The organism is Georgenia sp. Z1491 (assembly GCF_057652395.1).
In genome coordinates this window covers 3,558,931-3,577,717 of the sequence record NZ_CM172729.1, presented here as the reverse complement: position 1 = coordinate 3,577,717, position 18,787 = coordinate 3,558,931, and the positions used below count along the sequence as shown (strand labels likewise).

At 74.7% G+C, this 18,787-nt stretch carries 18 protein-coding genes; 10 read left to right on the top strand and 8 right to left on the bottom strand.

Going from position 1 to position 18,787, the window contains the following annotated elements:
• Positions 1–285 precede the first annotated feature (285 nt).
• Together AC24HA_RS16510 and AC24HA_RS16505 are read left to right on the top strand one after the other, a co-directional pair.
• The gene (locus AC24HA_RS16510; RefSeq protein WP_425707548.1) at positions 286–714 is read left to right on the top strand and encodes a PH domain-containing protein; all 429 of its coding nucleotides are present in this window, start codon (positions 286–288) and stop codon (positions 712–714) included.
• A gap of 13 nt (positions 715–727) precedes the next feature.
• The gene (locus AC24HA_RS16505; RefSeq protein ID WP_425707549.1) at positions 728–1,066 is read left to right on the top strand and encodes a DUF488 domain-containing protein; all 339 of its coding nucleotides are present in this window, start codon (positions 728–730) and stop codon (positions 1,064–1,066) included.
• A 43-nt stretch (positions 1,067–1,109) separates the two neighbouring features.
• Here the strand turns inward: AC24HA_RS16505 and AC24HA_RS16500 are convergent, their stop codons facing one another.
• Complete coding sequence (locus AC24HA_RS16500; RefSeq protein ID WP_425707550.1) at positions 1,110–2,189, bottom strand: DUF418 domain-containing protein; 1,080 nt, start codon at positions 2,187–2,189, stop codon at positions 1,110–1,112.
• Between the two features lie 237 nt (positions 2,190–2,426).
• Here AC24HA_RS16500 and AC24HA_RS16495 point away from each other — a divergent pair, with 237 nt between their 5' ends.
• Positions 2,427–4,202, top strand: coding sequence for a gamma-glutamyltransferase family protein (locus tag AC24HA_RS16495; protein WP_425707551.1), 1,776 nt, complete (start codon positions 2,427–2,429; stop codon positions 4,200–4,202).
• 61 nt (positions 4,203–4,263) lie between these two features.
• Here AC24HA_RS16495 and AC24HA_RS16490 read toward each other — a convergent pair whose 3' ends face one another.
• Positions 4,264–4,812, bottom strand: coding sequence for a YqeB family protein (locus tag AC24HA_RS16490; protein ID WP_425707552.1), 549 nt, complete (start codon positions 4,810–4,812; stop codon positions 4,264–4,266).
• A gap of 195 nt (positions 4,813–5,007) precedes the next feature.
• Between AC24HA_RS16490 and AC24HA_RS16485 the strand changes: the two genes are divergently transcribed.
• The 6 genes from AC24HA_RS16485 to AC24HA_RS16460 all read left to right on the top strand — a co-directional run bounded on the left by AC24HA_RS16485 (position 5,008) and on the right by AC24HA_RS16460 (position 11,459).
• A complete protein-coding gene (locus tag AC24HA_RS16485) occupies positions 5,008–5,283 on the top strand; it encodes a hypothetical protein (RefSeq protein WP_425707553.1) in 276 nt (91 codons plus the stop codon).
• A gap of 2 nt (positions 5,284–5,285) precedes the next feature.
• Positions 5,286–7,169 carry an ATP-binding cassette domain-containing protein gene (locus tag AC24HA_RS16480; protein ID WP_425707554.1) on the top strand — a complete coding sequence of 628 codons (1,884 nt, stop codon included), beginning with the start codon at positions 5,286–5,288 and terminating at the stop codon, positions 7,167–7,169.
• Positions 7,166–8,689, top strand: a complete 1,524-nt coding sequence (locus AC24HA_RS16475; RefSeq protein ID WP_425707555.1) for a phytoene desaturase family protein — start codon at positions 7,166–7,168, stop codon at positions 8,687–8,689. The genes AC24HA_RS16480 and AC24HA_RS16475 overlap by 4 nt, the downstream gene beginning before the upstream one ends.
• Positions 8,686–9,204 carry a hypothetical protein gene (locus tag AC24HA_RS16470; RefSeq protein ID WP_425707556.1) on the top strand — a complete coding sequence of 173 codons (519 nt, stop codon included), beginning with the start codon at positions 8,686–8,688 and terminating at the stop codon, positions 9,202–9,204. The genes AC24HA_RS16475 and AC24HA_RS16470 overlap by 4 nt, the downstream gene beginning before the upstream one ends.
• A gap of 126 nt (positions 9,205–9,330) precedes the next feature.
• Positions 9,331–10,284: a hypothetical protein gene (locus AC24HA_RS16465; RefSeq protein WP_425707557.1), complete on the top strand. Its 954-nt coding sequence runs from the start codon at positions 9,331–9,333 to the stop codon at positions 10,282–10,284.
• Between the two features lie 53 nt (positions 10,285–10,337).
• The gene (locus tag AC24HA_RS16460) at positions 10,338–11,459 is read left to right on the top strand and encodes a trans-sulfuration enzyme family protein (RefSeq protein ID WP_425707558.1); all 1,122 of its coding nucleotides are present in this window, start codon (positions 10,338–10,340) and stop codon (positions 11,457–11,459) included.
• Here the strand turns inward: AC24HA_RS16460 and AC24HA_RS16455 are convergent.
• From AC24HA_RS16455 to AC24HA_RS16435, 5 genes are all read right to left on the bottom strand, one after another.
• Complete coding sequence (locus AC24HA_RS16455) at positions 11,446–13,116, bottom strand: ABC transporter permease (protein ID WP_425707559.1); 1,671 nt, start codon at positions 13,114–13,116, stop codon at positions 11,446–11,448. The genes AC24HA_RS16460 and AC24HA_RS16455 overlap by 14 nt on opposite strands.
• Positions 13,116–14,021 (bottom strand): ABC transporter ATP-binding protein, encoded by a 906-nt coding sequence (locus AC24HA_RS16450; RefSeq protein WP_425707560.1) that lies wholly within the window; start codon positions 14,019–14,021, stop codon positions 13,116–13,118. The genes AC24HA_RS16455 and AC24HA_RS16450 overlap by 1 nt, the downstream gene beginning before the upstream one ends.
• Positions 14,018–14,818, bottom strand: a complete 801-nt coding sequence (locus tag AC24HA_RS16445) for a TetR/AcrR family transcriptional regulator (protein WP_425707561.1) — start codon at positions 14,816–14,818, stop codon at positions 14,018–14,020. The genes AC24HA_RS16450 and AC24HA_RS16445 overlap by 4 nt, the downstream gene beginning before the upstream one ends.
• A 188-nt stretch (positions 14,819–15,006) precedes the next feature.
• A complete protein-coding gene (locus AC24HA_RS16440) occupies positions 15,007–15,774 on the bottom strand; it encodes an NAD(P)-dependent oxidoreductase (protein WP_425707562.1) in 768 nt (255 codons plus the stop codon).
• Complete coding sequence (locus AC24HA_RS16435; protein WP_425707563.1) at positions 15,771–16,832, bottom strand: EamA family transporter; 1,062 nt, start codon at positions 16,830–16,832, stop codon at positions 15,771–15,773. Before AC24HA_RS16435 ends, AC24HA_RS16440 begins: the two co-directional genes overlap by 4 nt.
• A gap of 79 nt (positions 16,833–16,911) precedes the next feature.
• Between AC24HA_RS16435 and AC24HA_RS16430 the strand changes: the two genes are divergently transcribed.
• Positions 16,912–17,778, top strand: coding sequence for a LysR family transcriptional regulator (locus AC24HA_RS16430; RefSeq protein ID WP_425707564.1), 867 nt, complete (start codon positions 16,912–16,914; stop codon positions 17,776–17,778).
• A 53-nt stretch (positions 17,779–17,831) separates the two neighbouring features.
• On the opposite strand, the gene AC24HA_RS16425 is transcribed toward AC24HA_RS16430, so the two are convergent.
• Entirely contained in the window at positions 17,832–18,785 is a 954-nt protein-coding gene (locus tag AC24HA_RS16425) for an AEC family transporter (RefSeq protein WP_425707565.1), read from the bottom strand.
• Between the last annotated feature and the right edge of the window lie 2 nt (positions 18,786–18,787).

Genomic DNA, 18,787 nt, shown 5'->3' with positions numbered 1-18,787 from the left:
GGATATGACGCGGTGACAGCAACTGTGGGGTTCGTTCGGCAGACGAGACCGGACGGACGGTTGCGGTCCCGAAGCGGGTGCGCGGTGCGGGGAGGCTCTCCGTCCGTCGGGCGCTCTCGCTCGCCGCCGAACCCACCCGCTGGCCGCCGAACCCACATGCGCCGTCGTCTGTCTCGGCGTTCGATCTGGGGGTTCGGCGCGAACCCGCTGTCGCAGTGTCCGTCGCGTGTCGGCGGTCGGGCCTAGCCTGGGTCGACACGTCACGCCGACCTCGGAGGTTCGACCATGGGGTTCCTGCAGGGGCTCGCCGGCAACATGCAGCAGATGGACGAGAAGGGCGCCCGTGCGACCTACGGCCAGTGGCTGACCGAGGGCGAGCAGCTCCAGTCCGCCTACCGCATGATCCGGGACGGTTTCGCGCTCACGGACCGCCGCATCATCACGACCGACCGGCAGGGCGTGACCGGGAAGAAGGTGCGGGTCTTCTCGATCGCGCTCGACTCGGTCGTGGACGTGACCGCCGAGACTGCCGGCTCGGGGATCGACGACTCCGAGCTGACGATCACCTACATCACGACCCCGCGGCTACGAGCGCACAACTCCGCGACGGCGACCTACACGTTCGAGTTCCCCAAGAGCTTCGACCTTCCCGCCCTGTACCGATACTTCATGACGGTCGCGGAGCGGAACCGGACCGCACTCAACGCGAGCTGATCGGAGGGGAGTCATGGGCGTCGAGATCAAGCGCGTGTACGACGACGCGGCGCGATCGGACGGGTACCGCGTGCTCGTCGACCGGGTCTGGCCCCGCGGCGTGAAGAAGGAGGACGCCGAGCTCGACGAGTGGCTGAAGGACGTGGCGCCGTCCACCGACCTGCGCAAGTGGTTCGGCCACGACCCGGACCGGTACGAGGAGTTCGGCAGGCGCTACGAGGCCGAGCTCGAGGGCTCGGACGCCCTCGACCACCTCGCAGAGCTGGTCGAGGAGCACGAGCGGGTGACCCTGCTGTACGCCGCCAAGGACACGGAGCACAACCACGCCCGCGTGCTCGCCGGGCTGCTCTGAGCGCCGGGGCGCCCGACCCCTGACGAGCGGGCCAGAGGGGCGATCACCGCCGCCGACGGGGCGGTCGCAGGAGCGACTCGAGCGGCCCTCGACCGATCCCGATGCGCCAGGCCGTCGCCCCGGCCACGGCACCGACGACGATGAGCGCGGACAGTGCGTACCCCTGGGTGAGCGTGTGCGGCAGGGGCCGGAGGGCGGCGAGCACGAGCAGGTGCCCGACGTAGATGGTCAGAGCGAGCTGACCCGTTGCCACGAGCGGCCGCGCCCAGGGGCGCGCGAGCTCGTCGCCGAGCAGGAGCGCGACGCCCACGACCGCCACCGCGCTCGCCGCGGAACCGACGAGCCACAACGGCATCTGACCGTGCGCCGCGCTCGTGACGAGGAGGCCCGGGAACGGTTCGCCGTCCGGGTCGTAGAACGCAGCCGCGCCGAGGGCGGAGACGACGGCGGCGCCGACGGTGATGCCGAGCCCCCACGCGGCGAGTCGCCACTGCGTCGGGCGGTCACCGAGGTCGCGCCGGCCGAGCCACATCCCGAACAGGAACGGCGCCAGCCAGGTGACGACCGGGTATGGGCCGGTCAGCACCGCCGATCGCGCCGCCTCGACCGGCGTCATCAGCAGGTCGGGCGCCGGGGAGACGTCGCCCGTCCCGAGCCACATCCACAGCAGCGGGCCGGCGACGACGGCCAGCCCGGCAGCGACCAGCAGCACGCGGTCGGACGCCGCCATGACGAGGCCGCCGACGGCGAACAGCACCGCGTACGTGACGAGGATGACGTCGGACCCGTGGTCCAGGAGCTGCAGAACCAGCCCGATGACGAGCACCAGGGCGGCCCGCCAGGCGACGACCAGCCAGGTGCGCGGCCGGTACTCCCGGCCGCGCGGTCCGCGCACGCGCCGGGTCAGCATCGAGAGCCCGACGCCGGCGAGCAGCACGAAGAGCACGGACGCGCGCCCGTGGGGCAGGTTGTACACGGAGCCCGCCCAGCCCGGCACCCCGGTCGGGCCGACGTTGACGGCGACCATCCCGACGATCGCGACCGTGCGCGCGACGTCCAGGGCGACGATCCGCTCGTCCCCCCGCCGCTCGGACGTCACGGCCCCGCGGTGGTCATCGGTCACACGCCCCCACCTCCCCGACTGTGGACCGACCGCGCCGTGGGCTCTCGGGTGGCCTTGCTGCGAGGTTACCGAGAGCGCGTGCCTGCTGGCGAAAGGGCGCGGCCACCGGGGTTGCGACGACCACCCCGGCCCCGTCGTGCGCGTGCCCGCGGCCCGGGAGCGCCGGCCGACCGGCGCGTGGGGGCGCGGCATGCCAACCTGGACGGTGCCACGACGTCGGTGTGAGGTGGAGGAACGATGACACGACGACGGCACGCGTCCGCGCGCTCCCGCCTCGCGGTGGTGGTGGTCGCGGCGGCGACGCTCGCCGGGGGGTGCACCGCGTCGGAGCCCTCGTCGGGACCGGAGCCCACCACGGAGCCCGGATCCCCGCCCACGCCGACCGTCGGGCCCAGCCCGACGCACGGGACGTCGCCGTCGGAGGCACCCTCGGCAGAGGCGACGGAGACCCCGTCGGACCCACCGGACGAGACGGCCCTGGACTCGATGGGCGTGAGCGCCGGCGACCCCGCCGCGGTCGAGGCGGGAACGGAGGTCCTGGCCGACGGCGGGTCCGCCGTCGACGCGGCGATCGCCACCGCGTTCGCCGTCTCGGTCGTCGAGCCGTTCGCGTCCGGCGTCGGGGGCGGCGGCGCGACACTCGTCGTCCCCACGGTCGGGGACGAGGAACCGCAGGCTTACGACTACCGCGAGGTCGTCCCCGACGACGGCGTCGTCCCCCCGGGCGGAACCGGCGTCCCCGGGTTCGTCGCCGGCATGGCGGAGCTGCACGCGGACCACGGGCGCCTCGAGTGGAGCCGGCTCCTCGAGCCCGCGATCGAGCTCGCGTCCGACGGGCACCCGGTCTCCGAGGTTCTCGCCGGTCTGCTCGACACGCCCACCGGGCGCCAGGTGGCGGCAGAGAACCCCCAGTTCACCACCGGCGGCACGCCCCTCGGCGAGGGGGAGACCCTCGTCCAGGACGAGCTCGCCGCGACGCTGGGCGTGCTCGCGGACGAGGGCGCGGACGCCTTCTACACCGGCACCCTGAGCAGCGACCTCGCCGCCGCTCCGGGGCTCGACCCTGGCTCGCTCGCGGGCTACCAGGTGGTCCGCTCGCAGCCCGCGCGCGGGGCGCTCGGTGACCACGAGGTGCTCGCCGCCGCACCGCCCCTGCCGGGGGCCGCCCTCGTCCAGCAGCTTCAGGTCGCCGAGGCTCTGGGCGTCGCCGACCTCGAGCCGGGCACCGCGGACCACACCCACCGACTCGCCGGCGCCTGGCAGGTGGCGGACGGGACCGCGCAGACCCTGCTGGGCGACCCCGCCTTCGTCGACGTGCCGCTCGACGAGATCACCGACCCCGGGGCCAACGCGGAGCTCGCCGGGGCGCTGCCGATCGACCCGAGCGTCGACGGGCCCGCGCCCGCCGGGCCTGCCCCGGCGGTGCCGGAACGGGCCGACCTCGCGGAGGCGGGCAACACGACCCACGTCAGCGTGGTGGACGCGGACGGGCTGGCCGTGTCGATGACGAACACCATCACGCACTTCTGGGGGTCGGGGCAGAGCGTCGGCGGATTCTTCCTCAACGATCAGCTCACCCGGTTCGAGGCCATCGGGACCACCGACGCCAACGAGCCGGCACCCGGCCGACGGTCGGTCAGCTGGTCGATCCCCGCGGTCGTCGTCGACGGCGAGGACCGGCCCGTCCTCGCGATCGGCACGCCCGGCGGTCGGCGGATCCCCAACATCCTCACCGGCGTCGTCGCCCGGTGGGTGCTCCACGACCAGAGCCTCGAGGAGGCGGTCGCCGCGCCCCGGGCGCACGCCGAGGGGCAGATCCTGCAGATGGAGGCGGCCCCGGACGCTGCCACCGCGGATGCGCTCGCCGGGCTCGGGTACTCGATCGAGGTACCGGACCCCGAGGACCACGTCTTCGGCTCGGTACAGGCGCTGGCGATCGACCACGGCGCCCGCGAGGTGCGCGGTGCCGAGGACACCCGACGCGACGGGACGTTCACGGTCGTCGACCGGTGACGGCCGGCCCCGCGCTCGCACCCCCACTCTCGGCGACCGGACGCCGGGCGACCTGGCGGGGTCAGTCGCGCGGTCCCTCCCACGGGTAGCCGGCCGCGAGCAGCACCTCGCGGTGCCGGCCGCGGTCTCCCTCGAGCTCGTCGTCGTACAGGCGACGGCCGGCGGCGGTCTCGACGACGAGGTGACCCTTCTCGGGGTACACGGCGTCGACCTGGTCGCGCGCGATCTCCCGGACCACCTCGTTGCCGCGCGTCACCGTGATCCGCTCGCGGCTCACCATGAGGACCGTGGCGCGATGCACGACGACGGCGCCGAGCGCCAGGCCCAGCAGCAGCCCGAGCAGCGGCCTGCCCCACGAGAGCCAGGACTGGTCGAACGACCCGATCAGCTCGAGCGGCCCCTGGAACGGCATCCACGGCACCCGCGCGGCCCAGCCCGCCAGCAGCGGGACCAGGGCGCCGACCGCCGCGCCGCCACCGCCGAAGATCGCGTACGTCCACGTCCGGTCGGACCCGTGGATGCCCCCGATCGCGACCGCGGGGTCGTCCGCGCGGGCCGGGTCGTCGTCCCGACCGGCGTCGTCGGGTCCGGGCCGGTGTGCGTCGTCCATGGGTCGACAGCGTAGGGGCGGCACGCGCAGGGTCCGAGCCGTCCGACGCGGCGTCCGCACGTCGTCCGACCCCCGTGTGAGCGCGGTCTTATCTCGGCGGTGACTCCTCTCTCACCAGGGGTTTCTAGCGTTCCAGTCAGCCGGAGACGGCACGCGCGGCGACACAGCGACAGACCGACGGCACGGACCGACGGCGTGGTGTTCGCCGCGCGGGACGCGCTCGGCGCCGTCGCGGGTGTGCGCTGGCTCGCCGACGCCGATCTCCCGCTCCTCGCCGTCAGCGGCCTGCTCACGTCCGCGCCGCTGGCGGTCCGCGAGCTCGAGGCCGTGCACCCGAACATGACTATCGTCGACACGATGGCCCTCGACGAGCCCGAGCAGGCCGTGATGCTGCGCGACGCCGCCCTGGCCACCCGTACCCGGGGTGTGCCGGGCCTCGCCGCGCTCAGCGAGGACGCGAAGGCGGTCTGACCATGACCCGTCCGGTTCCCCGGCCGACGGGCGCGCCGACGCCGTACTCGGCGCCCACCCCGTCCGAGGCCCACGACGTCGCCTCCGTGCGCGCGCCGACGTCCGAGGCCCACGACGTCGGCTCCGCGCACGCGCCGCCGGCCGAGAACGAGCCACCGGTCCCCAAGGCCCCGAGCGTCCCGCGCCCGATCGGCGCCGGTCGACGCCTGCGCTTCGTCCTGCTCATCGGCATCGGCGTGGGCCAGGCGCTCGCCGCCGTCGGCGTCGCGATGCTCACCCAGCGCGGCTTCGACACCCTCCTCGGGTCGGCGGCCGGCGGCCAGGGCTCTCAACCGTCCCCCGGCGCGACGGGCCTGACGACCCTCGTCGTCGGCCTGCTCGCCTGCGTGCTGATCAGCGCCTGGATGCGCGGGGCCGAGCGCACGGAGTCGGAGAAGCTCGGCCAGCACTACGTCACCGAGGTCCGCGCCGTCCTCTTCACGCACCTCACCGCCGTCCCGGCGCGCGAGCTCGGCCGCCGCGGCCGCGGCGACATGCTGATGAAGTTCGTCGGCGACCTGTCCGCCCTGCGGCTGTGGGTCAGCCGCGGCCTCGCCCGCCTCACCGTGGCCGGCGTCGCCATCGCCCTGGCGATCACCGCCGTCGCGTGGATGAACCTCACCCTCGGCCTGGCCGTCGGCGGGGTGCTCGTCCTCGGCGGGGCGCTCACGCTCGCCATCACCCCGTGGATGATGCGCACCGCCAAGGTCTCCCGGCGACGCCGGTCCCGCCTGACCGGCGAGGTCACCGAGCGGCTCACCCAGGTCGCCGTGCTCCAGGCCGCCGGCCAGGAACGCCGCGAGGGCAAGCGGGTCGGCCGGCACAGCGAGAAGGTCGCCGCCGCCATGGTCGACCAGGCACGTGCCTCGGGCGCCGCCCGCGCCATCGCCGAGGGCACCGCCGTCGCCGCGAGCGCAGCCGCCCTGGTGGTCGGCGGCATCGAGGTCACGGCCGGCCGGGCCTCCCCGGGCACGATCGTCGCCGGCGTGAGCGTGGCCGGCATGCTCGCCGGCTACCTGCGGGACCTCGGGCGGGTCGCCGAGTACGCCTCCCGCGCGAAGGTCGCCATGGCGGCCGTGCGCCGGTTCCTCGACATCGCCCCGCTGCCGGTCACGCCCGGCGCGCCGGACATCGAGGTCGACCGCGGCCTCGTCGAGGTCGACGACGTCAGCCTCGGCACCGCGCTGACCGACGTCACCGTCCGCGCCGAGCCCGGCACCCGGGTCGCCGTCGTCGGACCCAACGGCGCGGGCAAGTCCACGCTCACCTCCGTCGTGGCCCGCCTCGTCGACCCCGACGCCGGGACCGTGCGCATCGACGGGCAGGACGTCCGGCACCGCTCGCTGCGCTCCGTCCGGCGCTCGATCGGGATCTCCTCGCCGAGCATGCCCCTGCTCTCGGGCAGCGTCCGGCGCAACGTCACCTACCGGATCCCCAGGGTCGACGACGCCGAGCTCGAGCGCGTGACCCGCCTGTGCGGCCTCGACGAGCTCGTCGCCTCCCTGCCCGACGGCTGGGACACCGACGTCGGCCCCGGCGGCGGCCGGCTCTCCGCCGGCCAGCAGGCGCGCATCTCCATCGCCCGCGCCGCCCTGGGCCGGCCCGCGCTGCTCGTGCTCGACGAGGCCGAGGCCCACCTCGACCCCGAGAACTCACGTGTCGTCGACCGCGTGCTGGCCGACCACCACGGCACCGCCCTGGTGGTCACGCACCGGCACGAGCTCATGGCGTCCTCCGACGTCGTCTGGTGCCTGGAGGACGGCCGGCTCACCAGGGTCGCCACCCCCGCGGAGCTCCTCTCGTCCGACGACGACGCCGCACGGCTCGCCGAGGCGGTGCCGGCATGAGCCGCTCGCCGTTCGACGTCGGGCACGACCCGGCCGTGGCCGGCCGGACCGCAGCCGTCGTCGGGTCGGGCCCCAACGGGCTGGCCGCCGCGGTCGCGCTGGCTCGCGCGGGGATCGCCGTCACCGTCTACGAGGCCGGGCCGGAACCGGGCGGGGCCACCCGCTCCGGGCCGGTCCTCGGCGAGGGGACGACGGTCGACCTCGGCTCCGCGGTCCATCCGTTCGGCATCGCGAGCCCGTTCCTCGCCACCCTCGACCTCGCACGGCACGGGCTGGAGTGGATCCAGCCGGACATCCCCGTGGCTCACCCGCTCGACGACCGTCCGGCCGCCGTCCAGTACCGCTCGCTGAGGTACACGGCCGCCGACCTCGGACGCGACGGCAGGGCGTGGCAGCGCCTCTACGGCCCCGTCGTCGACGCCTGGCAGGAGACGACCGCGGGCTTCCTCGGACCGATGCTCCGCGTTCCGCGTCACCCCGCGGCGCTCGCCCGCCTCGGGCTGCGCGGCGCGCTGTCGGCGACCACCGTCGCGAGGACCCTCTTCCGTGCGGAGCGGGCGCGCGCCCTGTTCGCCGGGACCTCCGCGCACTCCGTCCTGCCGCTGACCCACCCGCTGACCGCCGCCTTCGGCGTCCTCTTCGGCGCCGCCGCCCACGCGACCGGCTGGCCCGTCGCCCGCGGCGGGTCTCGCGCGATCGCGGCCGCGCTGGTCGCCGAGCTCGAGGCGCACGGCGGGCGGGTGGTCACCGGCGCCGAGATCACCGACCTCGCGCAGGTGCGGCCCGCGGACGTCGTGCTGCTCGATCTCGGGCCCCACGCCGTCGCCGACCTCGTCGGCGACGAGCTGCCCGACGGCGTGGCCCGCGGGCTGCGCCGCTGGCGCTACGGCACCGCCACCCACAAGGTCGACTACCTCCTCGACGGCCCCGTGCCGTGGCGCGACGAGCGCGTCGGCCGCGCCGGCACCGTCCACCTCGGCGGCACGCTCGACGAGATCGCGGCCGCCGAGCGCGACGTCCACCGCGGCCGCCACCCCGACCGGCCCTACGTCCTCGTCGCCCAGCAGAACGCCCTCGACCCCGGACGCGCCCCCGCCGGCCGCCAGGTGCTCTACGCCTACGCCCACACCCCGCACGGCTCGGCGGCACCGGTGGGGGACCGGATCGACGCACAGATCGAACGGTTCGCCCCCGGGTTCCGCGACCGCGTGCTGGGCCGGGTGGAATCCGCGCCCGCCGACCTCGCGGCGTGGAACGCCAACCTCGTCGGCGGTGACGTCATCGGGGGCTCGATGGGTGGGGCGCAGCTCCTGCTGCGGCCGCGCGCCACCCTGCGGCCCTACGGGCTGGGGGTGCCCGGGCTGTTCGTGTGCTCGGCGTCGACACCCCCCGGCGGCGGCGTCCACGGCATGAACGGCTACCACGCGGCCCGCGCGGCGCTCGCCCACCTCCGACGCTCGACGAGCCCGGGACGAAGACACGAAGGAGTGGACATGACCAGTATCGAGGTGACCCGATGAACCGGCTCGCCGCGACCTCGCACCGGGGCCGGGCAGCGAGCTCGCCCGGCCGCGCCAAGACCCTCACCTACCTCGCGGGGATCGCGCTGTGCGCGGTCGTGGCCGCGCCGATCCGGCAGAACCGCCGCCCGGCAAAGGAACGGGTCGACGGCTTCCCCCTGTCCTACTACCCGATGTTCTCCGTGCGCCGGACGAGGAACGGCACCGTGCACCACCTGCTCGGCATCGACGCCGACGGCACCGAGCGGATCCTGCACTGCGGCCACGCCGGGACCGGCGGGCTCAACCAGGTTCGCCGCCAGATCAACCGCCGCGTGCGCGAGGGGCGGGCCGAGGAGGTCGCGCGCCTCGTCGCGGCGTCGGTCGCGGCGTCGTCGGCGCGCGACGACGCCGCGGTCCGCCACGTCCGCGTCGTCACCAGCGTGCACCGCTTCGACGACTTCTTCGCGGGGGACCGCACGCCCCGACGCCGCACCGTGCTCGCCGAGGTGCCGGTCCCGCGCACCATGACCTGACCGACCGCGCGATCCCGCCGCCCGGCGTGCCTCCCGCTCGGCGCACCCGGTCCCCGACGTACCAGTGCCGACGCACCCGCCCCGACGTACCGACCCGCCCGTCCCCGGCCCACCTGGAGACCTTCGATGTCCACCCGGATCCGCGCCGGCGCCCGGCGCCTCGCGTCCGCCCTCGACCGGCGCCTCCTGCCCGCCACCGCGGCCGCGCGACCCGCGCTCAACCGGGTCGCGACCGGCGCCTACACCGCCTACTACCTGGGCAGGCGCGTGCGGATGTTCCGCCGCGTCCACCGCACCGACCCCGGCCTGTTCCAGCCCGTCGGCCCGGTGAAGATCCTCCGGCGTCCGCTGCCGGCGCCCGTCGCCGACGCCCTGATGTACGCCACCCTCGCCAGCGACGTCGCGTTCACTCTCGGCGTCCGCCACCGGGTGACGGGACCCCTGCACGCCGCCCTGCTCACGTGGACGCTGTCCTACCGCAACTCGTGGTCGATGATCTTCCACAGCGACAACAACCTCGTCCTGCACACCGCGGTGCTGGGCGTGACCCCGTCCGCCGACGCCGTCTCGGTCGACCGGCTCCTCAGGCGACGGGTGGGCCCGACGGCGACGACCCCGGGCCCGGCTCACCCAGGGGCGCCGGCGCCGTCCTGGCGGTACGCCGCGCCCGTGCGCGGGATGCAGGCCGTCACCGCCGTCAACTACTTCCTCGCCGGCTACGCCAAGGTGCTCGGCCCGATGGGCTGGCGGTGGGCCGACGGCGAGGTGCTGCGACGGCAGATCGCCGCCGACGGCCTGCGCAAGGAGCTCCTCGGCAGCGAGGCCGCCGGTCTCGGCATCCGGCTCTACGACCAGACGTTCCTGTTCACGGTCTCGGCCGCCGGGTCGCTCGTCCTCGAGCTCGCGGCACCGCTCGCGCTGCTCGACCGCCGTCTCGCCCGCCTCTGGGCGGTCAGTGCGTTCTCGATGCACTGGGGCATCAAGGCGATCATGGGCATCACGTTCAGGCACAACCTCTCGGGCGTGCTGTACCTGCCCTACTTCCCGCTCGAGAGGCTTCTGCCGCCCCGTATGCGCTGACACCGCGCCGGGCGGCCGAGCTCGCCGATCGGGCCCCGACCTACCCTGGCCGGGTGAACGAGAACTGGTCCGCCCGCACCCGCGCCGTCGCCCTCGGCCGCCCCGCCGGGCCCGGCGCACCCCTCAACGTGCCGCCGTCGCTGGCGTCGACGCTGCGCGAGGGCGGCACCGACTACACCCGGTTCGGGACCGACGGCACCACCGCCCTGGAGGCCGCTCTCGGCTCCCTGGACGGCGGGCACGCCGTCGCCTTCTCCTCCGGCATGGGGGCGGCCGCGGCGATCGTCGAGACGATGCCGGTCGGCACGCACGTGGTCAGCTCCTCGACGATCTACCACGGCGTGCGCTCGCTGCTCGCCGACCTCACCGCGCTGGGGCGCCTGCGCGACGTCCCCGTCGACGCCACCGACCACGACGCCGTCGCCGCCGCCCTCGACGCCGCGGCCGCAGAGGGTGTGCCGGCGCTGCTGTGGCTCGAGACGCCGAGCAACCCGTTGCTCGAGATCCTCGACGTCGAGGCCCTCGCCGCGATCGCCGCCGAGCGTGGCGTGCCGGTGGCGGTCGACTCGACGTTCGCCACCCCGCTGCGGCTCCGGCCGCTCGAGCTCGGCGCCACGTACGTCGTGCACTCGGCCACCAAGTACATCGGCGGGCACTCCGACCTGCTCATGGGCGTGGTCGTCGCCCGGGACCCCGACGCCCTCGCGCCGATCGTGCGGCAGCGCTCCCTGCACGGCGGCTTCCCCGGCGGCATGGAGACCTTCCTCGCCCTGCGCGGTCTGCGCACGCTCGCCGTCCGCCTCGACCGCGCCGAGGCGAGCGCCCAGGTCCTCGCCGAGCGCCTCGCGGACCACCCGGCGGTCACCTCGGTGGCCTACCCGGGCCTGCCGGACGACCCCGGGCACGAGCTCGCCGCCCGCACGATGGGTGGGTTCGGTGCCGTCGTGTCCTTCTGCCTGAGGAGCGAGGACGCGGCGGACCGCGTGCTCGCCCGCACCGAGCTCGTCATCATGGCGACCTCGCTTGGCGGCGTCGAGACCACCGCCGAGCGGCGCAACCGCTGGGGCGAGGGCACCCGGACGGGCCTGGTGCGCATGAGCGTCGGGATCGAGGACGTGGAGGACGTCTGGGCCGACCTCGCCCGGGCGCTCGAGCCGGAGGTCAGCGCGAGGTGACGTCCCGGCGTCGGAACCCGAGCGCCCCGACGACGACGAGCACCGCGGCGATGCCCGTCAGCACGAGCAGCGGGGCCACCTCGAGATCCTCCGCGGGCAGGGCCGGCGTGCTGTCGAACGGGGACACCGCGAGCGCCCAGCCCGGGATGTCGAGCAGGCCGCCGAGGAACAGCACGAGCGCCGTCCACACCACCAGCAGCCACGCCAGGACCGTCAGGCGAGGCGCCAGGCCGAACGTCGCGACCGCGAGCCCGGCGAGCACCGCGATCGCCGGCAGGTACACCAGCGCGGCGAGGGTGAGCTCGCCGATCCGGGAGGCCTCGCCGACCCCGAGGGCCACGCCGATCCCGGTGCCCAGACCGGAGACCACGGTGAGGAGGACCATGTGCACGGCGACCGTCAGCAGCCACCCCCCGAGGTAGCCGGTCCGCGAGCTGCCGGTGACGATCGTCTGCTCGGTGCGGCCCGAGGACTCCTCGGCCTTGAGCCGTAGCACGCCCGAGACGGCGAGGATCATCGGTGCCACGAGGACGATCGTGAGGATGATGCCCGCGAACTGCGCGGTCATGTCCGTGCCCTCCAGGGCGACCCAGTCCTGCAGAGTGGGGTTGTCCTCGAGCATGTCGTCGATCGATCCGGCGAGGGAACCCATCGCCACGGCGAACAGGAAGGTCCCCACTCCCCAGGCGATGACCGAGCCGCGCAGGAGCCGCTCGGCGAGCCCGGCCGGGGAGAGCAGCGAGCGCGCCGCGTTGGCGGGCCCGGGGGAGGGGCGGCGCAGGCCGGCGCCGAGGTCACGCCTGCGGGCGAGGCTGACGGCCACGACGTACAGGACGACGACGGCGGCCGCCGAGACCGCGAGCGGCCACCACCTGAGGTCGACGAACAGGCGGGTCTGCTGGGCCCAGGCCAGCGGCGAGAACCAGGACAGCCACGAGCCCGTGGGCTCGATGACGTCGCCGATGCCGCGGACGAGGAAGGCGCCCGCGAGGACGGCGGCCGACAGCCCGCTCGCCCCGCCAGCGTGCTCGGTGGTCTGGGCGACCACCGTGGCGAGCGCGGCGAACACCATGCCGGTCAGCGCCGTGGCGAGCCCCAGGGCGAGCGAGTCGGTGACAGCCATCCCGGGGACGACCAGGCTGATCGTCACTGCCGCGCCGACGAGGACGTTGGCGACGGCGACGGTGACGACGGACGCCGTCGGCGCGGCGAACCGGCCGACGGGGAGCGAGCGGATGAGCTCGAGGCGCCCCGACTCCTCCTCGGCGCGGGTGTGCCGCACGGCCAGGAGGATCGACATGATGCTCGCCGCGAGGAGCACGTAGAGCACGAGCTCGTTGGCGACCATCGCGCCGAACGTGTAGTCGTCGAGAGCGAACGCCGGGCCGCTCATGATGACCGCGGCCGGGCTCGACATGAGGTCGGCGCGGCCCTGGAGCGACTCCTGGGTGGGGAACGCGCCTTCGAGGGAGTAGACCGAGCCGAGGACGACGAGCCCGACGGCGAGCGCCCACACCGCGATGCGGACCCGGTCGAGCCGCAGGTTGAGCCGGACCAGGGTCGCTGTCCCCGTGAGGCTTGTGCCGGCGTCGGGCGGTGGTCGGTCCGTGCGGCGTGCCGGCGGGACGTCGGTGCGACCGGTGGCTGTGGCGGTCATCAGGCGGCCTCGCTCACGTCGTCGCCGTAGTGGCGCATGAAGAGGTCCTCCAGCGACGGCGGGGTGATGGACAGGTTCTCGACGCCGGCGTCGGCGAGCACCTGGAGGACCTCGTTGATCCGGGCGTTGTCGATGTCGAAGGTGAGGCGGTCACCCTCGCGGGCGAGGTCGTGGACGCCGTCGAGGCGGGTGAACGCCTCGGCGGGGTGGCTGGTCGTCGCGGTGACGGTCGAGCGCGTGAGGTGGCGCATCTCGGCGAGGGTGCCGGACTCGACGGCTCGGCCCGCCCGGATGATCGTCACGGTGTCGCACAGCTTCTCGACCTCGCCGAGGATGTGGCTCGACAGCAGGACCGTGCGGCCGTCCGCGCGCAGCTTCCGGACCTCGTCGGTGAACACGGCCTCCATCAGGGGGTCGAGGCCGGAGGTCGGCTCGTCGAGGAGGAACAGCTCGGCGTCGGAGGCGAGTGCCGAGACCAGGGCGACCTTCTGCCGGTTGCCCTTGGAGTACGTGCGCGCCTTCTTCGTCGGGTCGAGCTCGAAGCGCTCGATCAGCTCCTCGCGGCGTCGCCGGTCGGCGGTGCCGCCGTGCAGGCGGGTGAACACGTCGATCGCCTCGCCGCCGGTGAGGTTCGGCCACAGGCTCGTGTCGCCGGGGACGTAGGCGAGGCGGCGGTGCACGGCGACGGCGTCGGACCAGGGGTCCTGGCCGAGCACGGTGGCGCGGCCGGAGTCGGCGCGGAGCATGCCGAGCAGCACGCGGATGGTCGTGGACTTCCCGGCGCCGTTGGGGCCGAGGAATCCGGTGACGCGCCCGGTGGGCACGGTGAGCTCGAAGCCGTCGAGCGCGCGGGTGGAGCCGAAGGTCTTGACGAGGTCGGCGACCTCGATCGCGGGGCTGGTCATGCGGTGCTCCTGTGGGACGTGGTGGAAGGTGCGGGATCGGTGGCGGCGGGCGCCGCAGTGGCGGTGTCGTCGTCGGAGGGTGTGGTGGTGGTGCGGTCGGAAGGGTCGGAGTCCTCGTCGTCGAGCCCGTCGGTCGCCCGGCCCTCCTGCGCGGCCCTGGCACCGTCGGGCGTGGCGAGGTAGGCGGCGAGCAGGTCGGGGCTCGTGAGCAGCGGCTCGGTGTACAGCTCGAGCAGCGGGAGCGTCATCGTGTCGGCGTAGGCGCGCAGCATGGCGGGCAGCTCCTCGAGGTCCCAGTGCTCCTGCCGGCCCGGGAGCTGGAGGAGCAGCGCGCCGAGGGACAGGACGGTGAGCGCCCGGGCGCGCGCGGCGGGGGCGCGGCTCGGGCGGACGACGCCGTCGTCGACCGCCTCCTGGACGTAGACGGACGTGTTGTCGACGGAGGCGTTCACGAACCGGTCGGTCAGCTCGCCCCCGTGCTGCAGCGCCCGCAGCACGTAGCCGACGAGCGTCGTGTAGCCCTCGATACCCGCGAGCGGGATGAGCATCGCGGCCGCCCGGGCGTTCGACCGGAGGACCGAGGACTTGAAGTCGCGGATCTGCGCCAGGACGTGCTCGTCGCAGGCCTCGCGGAGGCCGGCGCGCGAGCCGAAGTGGTGGAGGATCAGGCCCGCGCTGACCCCGGCATCGGCGGCGATGCTGCGCAGCGACGCGTCGAGGCCGTGGGCCGCGAACCGGTGGATCGCGGCGTCCCGGATGCGGGCCCTGGTGGTGAGATCCTCGGACGTTGAACTCATGTTCAGGACGCTATACGTGCGTTCAGTCGATGCGCAAGGAGATTCTGGGCGCGGATCGTCCTGGTCCGCCTCGGCCTGCTCCGGGCATCTCCGACGAGGTCGTGCTTGGGGCGGCGAGGTCGTGCGCGCGAGGCACGATCTCGACGGTCCGGGCACGACCTCGCCGAGGCCCGGGCGAGGCGCCGGCGTCAGCGGTCGATGCGGGGGTGTTCCGTGTGGCTTCGCGCGACGGTGATGTGCCGGTCGGTGCCCGGAACCTCGACCTCGTCGATCGCGGCCACCGCGAGATCCTCCACCGAGATGCTCGAACGGCCGTCCGGGTCCGTGAGCAGGGTGGTGGTCCCGCGTCGGTAGCGGCCCGAGCGCTCGCCGGGCGCGAGGACGGCGGGCGGGCTGAGGTAGGTCCACCCCTCGTACGGATGGACGACGCACGCCGCCAGCTGGTCCAGGCTCGCTGCCGCGACGGCACGCCACGATGGCGGGACGAACCTCGGATCGTCGACGACGAGCAGGCCGCCGTCCCCGGGCGCCGGGCAGCCTTCCGTCGGGACCGCTTCCGCATCACCCGGTGCCGGGTCCGCCCGCCCGGGAGAGCTGAGCGGGCCGGCACCCCCGACGACGAGGAGCCGCGTGTCCGTGCGGCGGGCGGCGTCGAGGACCGTTGTCGTGAGCGGGCCGATTCTCCGCTCTGCCCCCGACGGTGCGCGTGCGGCGAGGATCGCGGCGTCGGCCCCGGCGAGTACCGCGTCGGCCGCGCCTGGTCGTGAGACGTCGAGGGCGACGGTGCGCACGGGTGTGCCCCGCCGTGCGTCGTCGTCGGTGGTGGTTCGAGGACTGCGCGTGCGGGTGCGCCCCGGGCTCCGCGAGACGGCGACGACGTCGTGCCCGCGCCGCGTGGCCTCGCTGGTGAGCTGGGTTCCGACCATGCCGGTCGCGCCGATGACGACGATCCTCACGATGCGACCTCCTGCGTCGTCGGGGTGTGCGGAGCGTGCGCGTCGATGCGGGAGCGTCGAGGGGACGGCTGGCTGCTGCGGCGTGCGCCAGGCCTTCGGCGCCGCGGCGCGAGCTGGCCCGCGGCGAGGGCGGCCAGGGCGAGGGCGAACCCGACCAGCTGGACCGGGGTGAGGCGCTCTCCGACGACGGCGGCCCCGAGGACCGCCGCGACGAGGGGGGAGAGCAGGCCGAGGAGTGCCGTCGCGGTGACCGGGCGGGAGCGGACCCCGGCGAACCACAGCGAGTAGGCGATGAGCCCGCCCACGAGGCCGAGCCACGCGTACCCGGCGACGGCCGGGGCGTCGATGCCGGTGGGAACGCCGTCGACGACGAGGGTCGGGACGAGCAGGACGAGGCCGCCCGCGGTCAGCTGCCAGGAGGCGAACCCCACGGGCCCCACGTCGTCGGGCCGGCCCCACCGCTTGGTGAGCACGACGCCGGTGCCCATGGAGGCGGCGCCGAGGATGCCCGCGGCGATGCCGACCGGGTCGAGCGCCGCGTCGGGTCCGAGCACGACGAGACCGACCCCCAGCACGCCGACGACGCCCCACGCGAGCCGCCACCGTGAGAGACGCTCCGAGAGGATGAGGACCGCGAGGAAGGTGATGAGGATCGGCTGAGTGGCGCCGAGGGTCGAGGCGACGCCGCCCGGCAGCCGCTCCGCGGCCACGAAGAGCAGCGGGAAGAAGATGGCCATGTTGAGCGTGCCGAGCACGGCGGACCGCCACCACCACGCGCCGCGGGGCAGCCGGCGGGCGACGAGCAGGCCGAGCAGGCCTGCCGGGAGCGCGCGCATGAGCGCGGCGAACATCGGGTGGTCCGCCGGGAGCAGCTCGGTGGTCGCGATGTAGGTCGTCCCCCACACGGCCGGCGCAAGAGCGGTCGCCAGGGTGAGCGCGGTGGTGCGGCCGGGTGAGGGGTGAGGCGTGTCGACGTCGGGCGTGGTGCCGCGTCCGGGCGGTCCGGTGGGCGTCGCGTCGGGCGCCGATGTCCCCGGGCGGGGTGCTGTCGTCGTCATGCGACCAGCGTCGGCCCGCCTTGGTTGATGAGTCCAACACATCGTTGTCATCGGATCGATCGCGTAGCACGATGGATGGATGGAGCTGCAGCAGCTGCGCTACGTCCTCGCTGTGGCCGAGACCCGCAGCTTCACCCGCGCCGCCGAGCGCTGCTTCGTGGTCCAGTCGGCGCTCAGCCACCAGGTCAAGGCGTTGGAGCGGGAGCTCGGCGTCGATCTCTTCGCCCGGACGAGCCGGCGGGTGGAGGTCACCGCCGCCGGCGAGGCCTTCCTCCCGGCGGCCCGTGCCGCGCTCGATGCTGTCGAGCGCGCCGCTGCCGAGGCCGCGTCCGCCGCCGGCGAGGTGCGAGGGACGCTGCGCATCGGGCTGATCCCGACCGTCACCGCCCTCGACGTCCCCGCGCTCGTGGGCCGGCTGCGCGACGAGCACCCCGCGGTGCGGGTGACGATGCGCGGCGGTGGCAGCGACGAGCTCGTCGCCGCGATCCGCTCCGGCGAGCTCGACCTCGCCGTGCTCGGCCTGTCCGACACCCGCTCGCCGGTCGGCGTCGCCTCCCGTGAGCTCGCCCGTGAGCCGCTCGTCGCCGTGCTCCCGGCCGGGCACCGGCTCGCCCGGCGACGCCGACTCGGGCTCGCCGAGCTGGCCGACGAGACGTTCGCCGACTTCGGCGCCGGCACTCCGGGCCGCGCGCAGAGCGACATCGCGTTCGCGGCCGCGGGCGTCGCGCGGGAGGTGGCCTTCGAGTCGATCGGTCCCGAGCTGCTCCTCGGTCTGGTCGCCGAGGGGCTCGCGGTCACGCTGCTGCCGGCCGCCGTCGTGCCGGACGACGCCCGCACGGTGGTCGTCCCGGTGGTCGACGGACCGGTCCGGGTCGAGCACCTGGCGTGGAGCGACTTCAACCCCGGCCCCGCGACGCTGGCGTTCCTCGACCTCCTCGACGCCTGAGCGAGCGGTACCTCGCCCGCTCGGCGAGGACCTGTGCGGTCGGCGCTGCCCCGTTACAGCCAACCCATCGCGCGCAGGCCGAGCATCCACCCCGAGAGCGTGAGGAACGAGCACGCCGTCTGGAGCATCATCGACGCGGTCGGGACGTCGGACTCCCCGTACCCCTCGCCGAGCGCGGGCAGCACCGAGTACGTCGGCAGCGCGCACATCAGCACCGCTGCCGCCCGCAGCTCGGCCGGCAGCGGGGGCAGCCCGGCGGCGTCGAGCAGGAGGATCAGTCCGACGGCGATCGCCGGCATCACGGCCAGCTTCCCGACGACCGTGGTGGCGATGTCCCCCACCGCCCCGCGCACGCGCAGACCGACGAACATCCCGCCGACGGCGAACAGCGCCACCCCCGTCGACGCGCCCGCGAGGAGGTCGACGCCGCGGTCGAGCGTCGTCGGCAGGTCGATGCCGGCCGTGCTCAGTGCGAGCGCGGCGACGATCGCGATGACCATCGGGTGCAGGACGACACCGCGCAGGGTCGCGACGAGCCGGTCGCGGACGGTGCCCGTGCCCGTCGCCTGCTCGGCCAGCAGCAGCGTGAGCGGGATGATGAGTACGTTGTCGACGATCATGCCCATCCCGACGGCGGCCCCCGCCCGCTCCGCGAACAGGATGAGGAAGATCGGGAACCCGATGAACCCGTTGGCCGTCCCCGCCATGCCGGTGCCCATGAAGATCGCCCGCAGCCTCGACCTGCCCCGCGCGCGGGCGTAGGCGGCAGCGAGGCCGAACATCACCAGCGCGGCGATCGCGTAGGTGAGCAGGTACACGGCGTGGAAGACCTCGCCGGGGGAGCGGCCGGCGATGTTGGCGAAGATGAGGAGAGGCAGCGCCACCTTGACGACGAACCGCGACAGGACCGCAGCGTCCTCGCGCCGGAACATGCCGGACCGCGTGAGGACGTAGCCGAGCGCGACGACGAGGAAGACCGGCACCGTCGCCGAGAGCACGTGCTGCACAC

Bases quoted from the DNA above. Each gene is read 5' to 3' on its own strand.
- AC24HA_RS16510 (WP_425707548.1), top strand. From the start codon at position 286: ATGGGGTTCCTGCAGGGGCTCGCCGGCAACATGCAGCAGATGGACGAG.
- AC24HA_RS16505 (WP_425707549.1), top strand. From the start codon at position 728: ATGGGCGTCGAGATCAAGCGCGTGTACGACGACGCGGCGCGATCGGAC.
- AC24HA_RS16495 (WP_425707551.1), top strand. From the start codon at position 2,427: ATGACACGACGACGGCACGCGTCCGCGCGCTCCCGCCTCGCGGTGGTG.
- AC24HA_RS16490 (WP_425707552.1), bottom strand. From the start codon at position 4,812: ATGGACGACGCACACCGGCCCGGACCCGACGACGCCGGTCGGGACGAC.
- AC24HA_RS16480 (WP_425707554.1), top strand. From the start codon at position 5,286: ATGACCCGTCCGGTTCCCCGGCCGACGGGCGCGCCGACGCCGTACTCG.
- AC24HA_RS16475 (WP_425707555.1), top strand. From the start codon at position 7,166: ATGAGCCGCTCGCCGTTCGACGTCGGGCACGACCCGGCCGTGGCCGGC.
- AC24HA_RS16470 (WP_425707556.1), top strand. From the start codon at position 8,686: ATGAACCGGCTCGCCGCGACCTCGCACCGGGGCCGGGCAGCGAGCTCG.
- AC24HA_RS16465 (WP_425707557.1), top strand. From the start codon at position 9,331: ATGTCCACCCGGATCCGCGCCGGCGCCCGGCGCCTCGCGTCCGCCCTC.
- AC24HA_RS16455 (WP_425707559.1), bottom strand. From the start codon at position 13,116: ATGACCGCCACAGCCACCGGTCGCACCGACGTCCCGCCGGCACGCCGC.
- AC24HA_RS16450 (WP_425707560.1), bottom strand. From the start codon at position 14,021: ATGACCAGCCCCGCGATCGAGGTCGCCGACCTCGTCAAGACCTTCGGC.
- AC24HA_RS16445 (WP_425707561.1), bottom strand. From the start codon at position 14,818: ATGAGTTCAACGTCCGAGGATCTCACCACCAGGGCCCGCATCCGGGAC.
- AC24HA_RS16435 (WP_425707563.1), bottom strand. From the start codon at position 16,832: ATGACGACGACAGCACCCCGCCCGGGGACATCGGCGCCCGACGCGACG.
- AC24HA_RS16430 (WP_425707564.1), top strand. From the start codon at position 16,912: ATGGAGCTGCAGCAGCTGCGCTACGTCCTCGCTGTGGCCGAGACCCGC.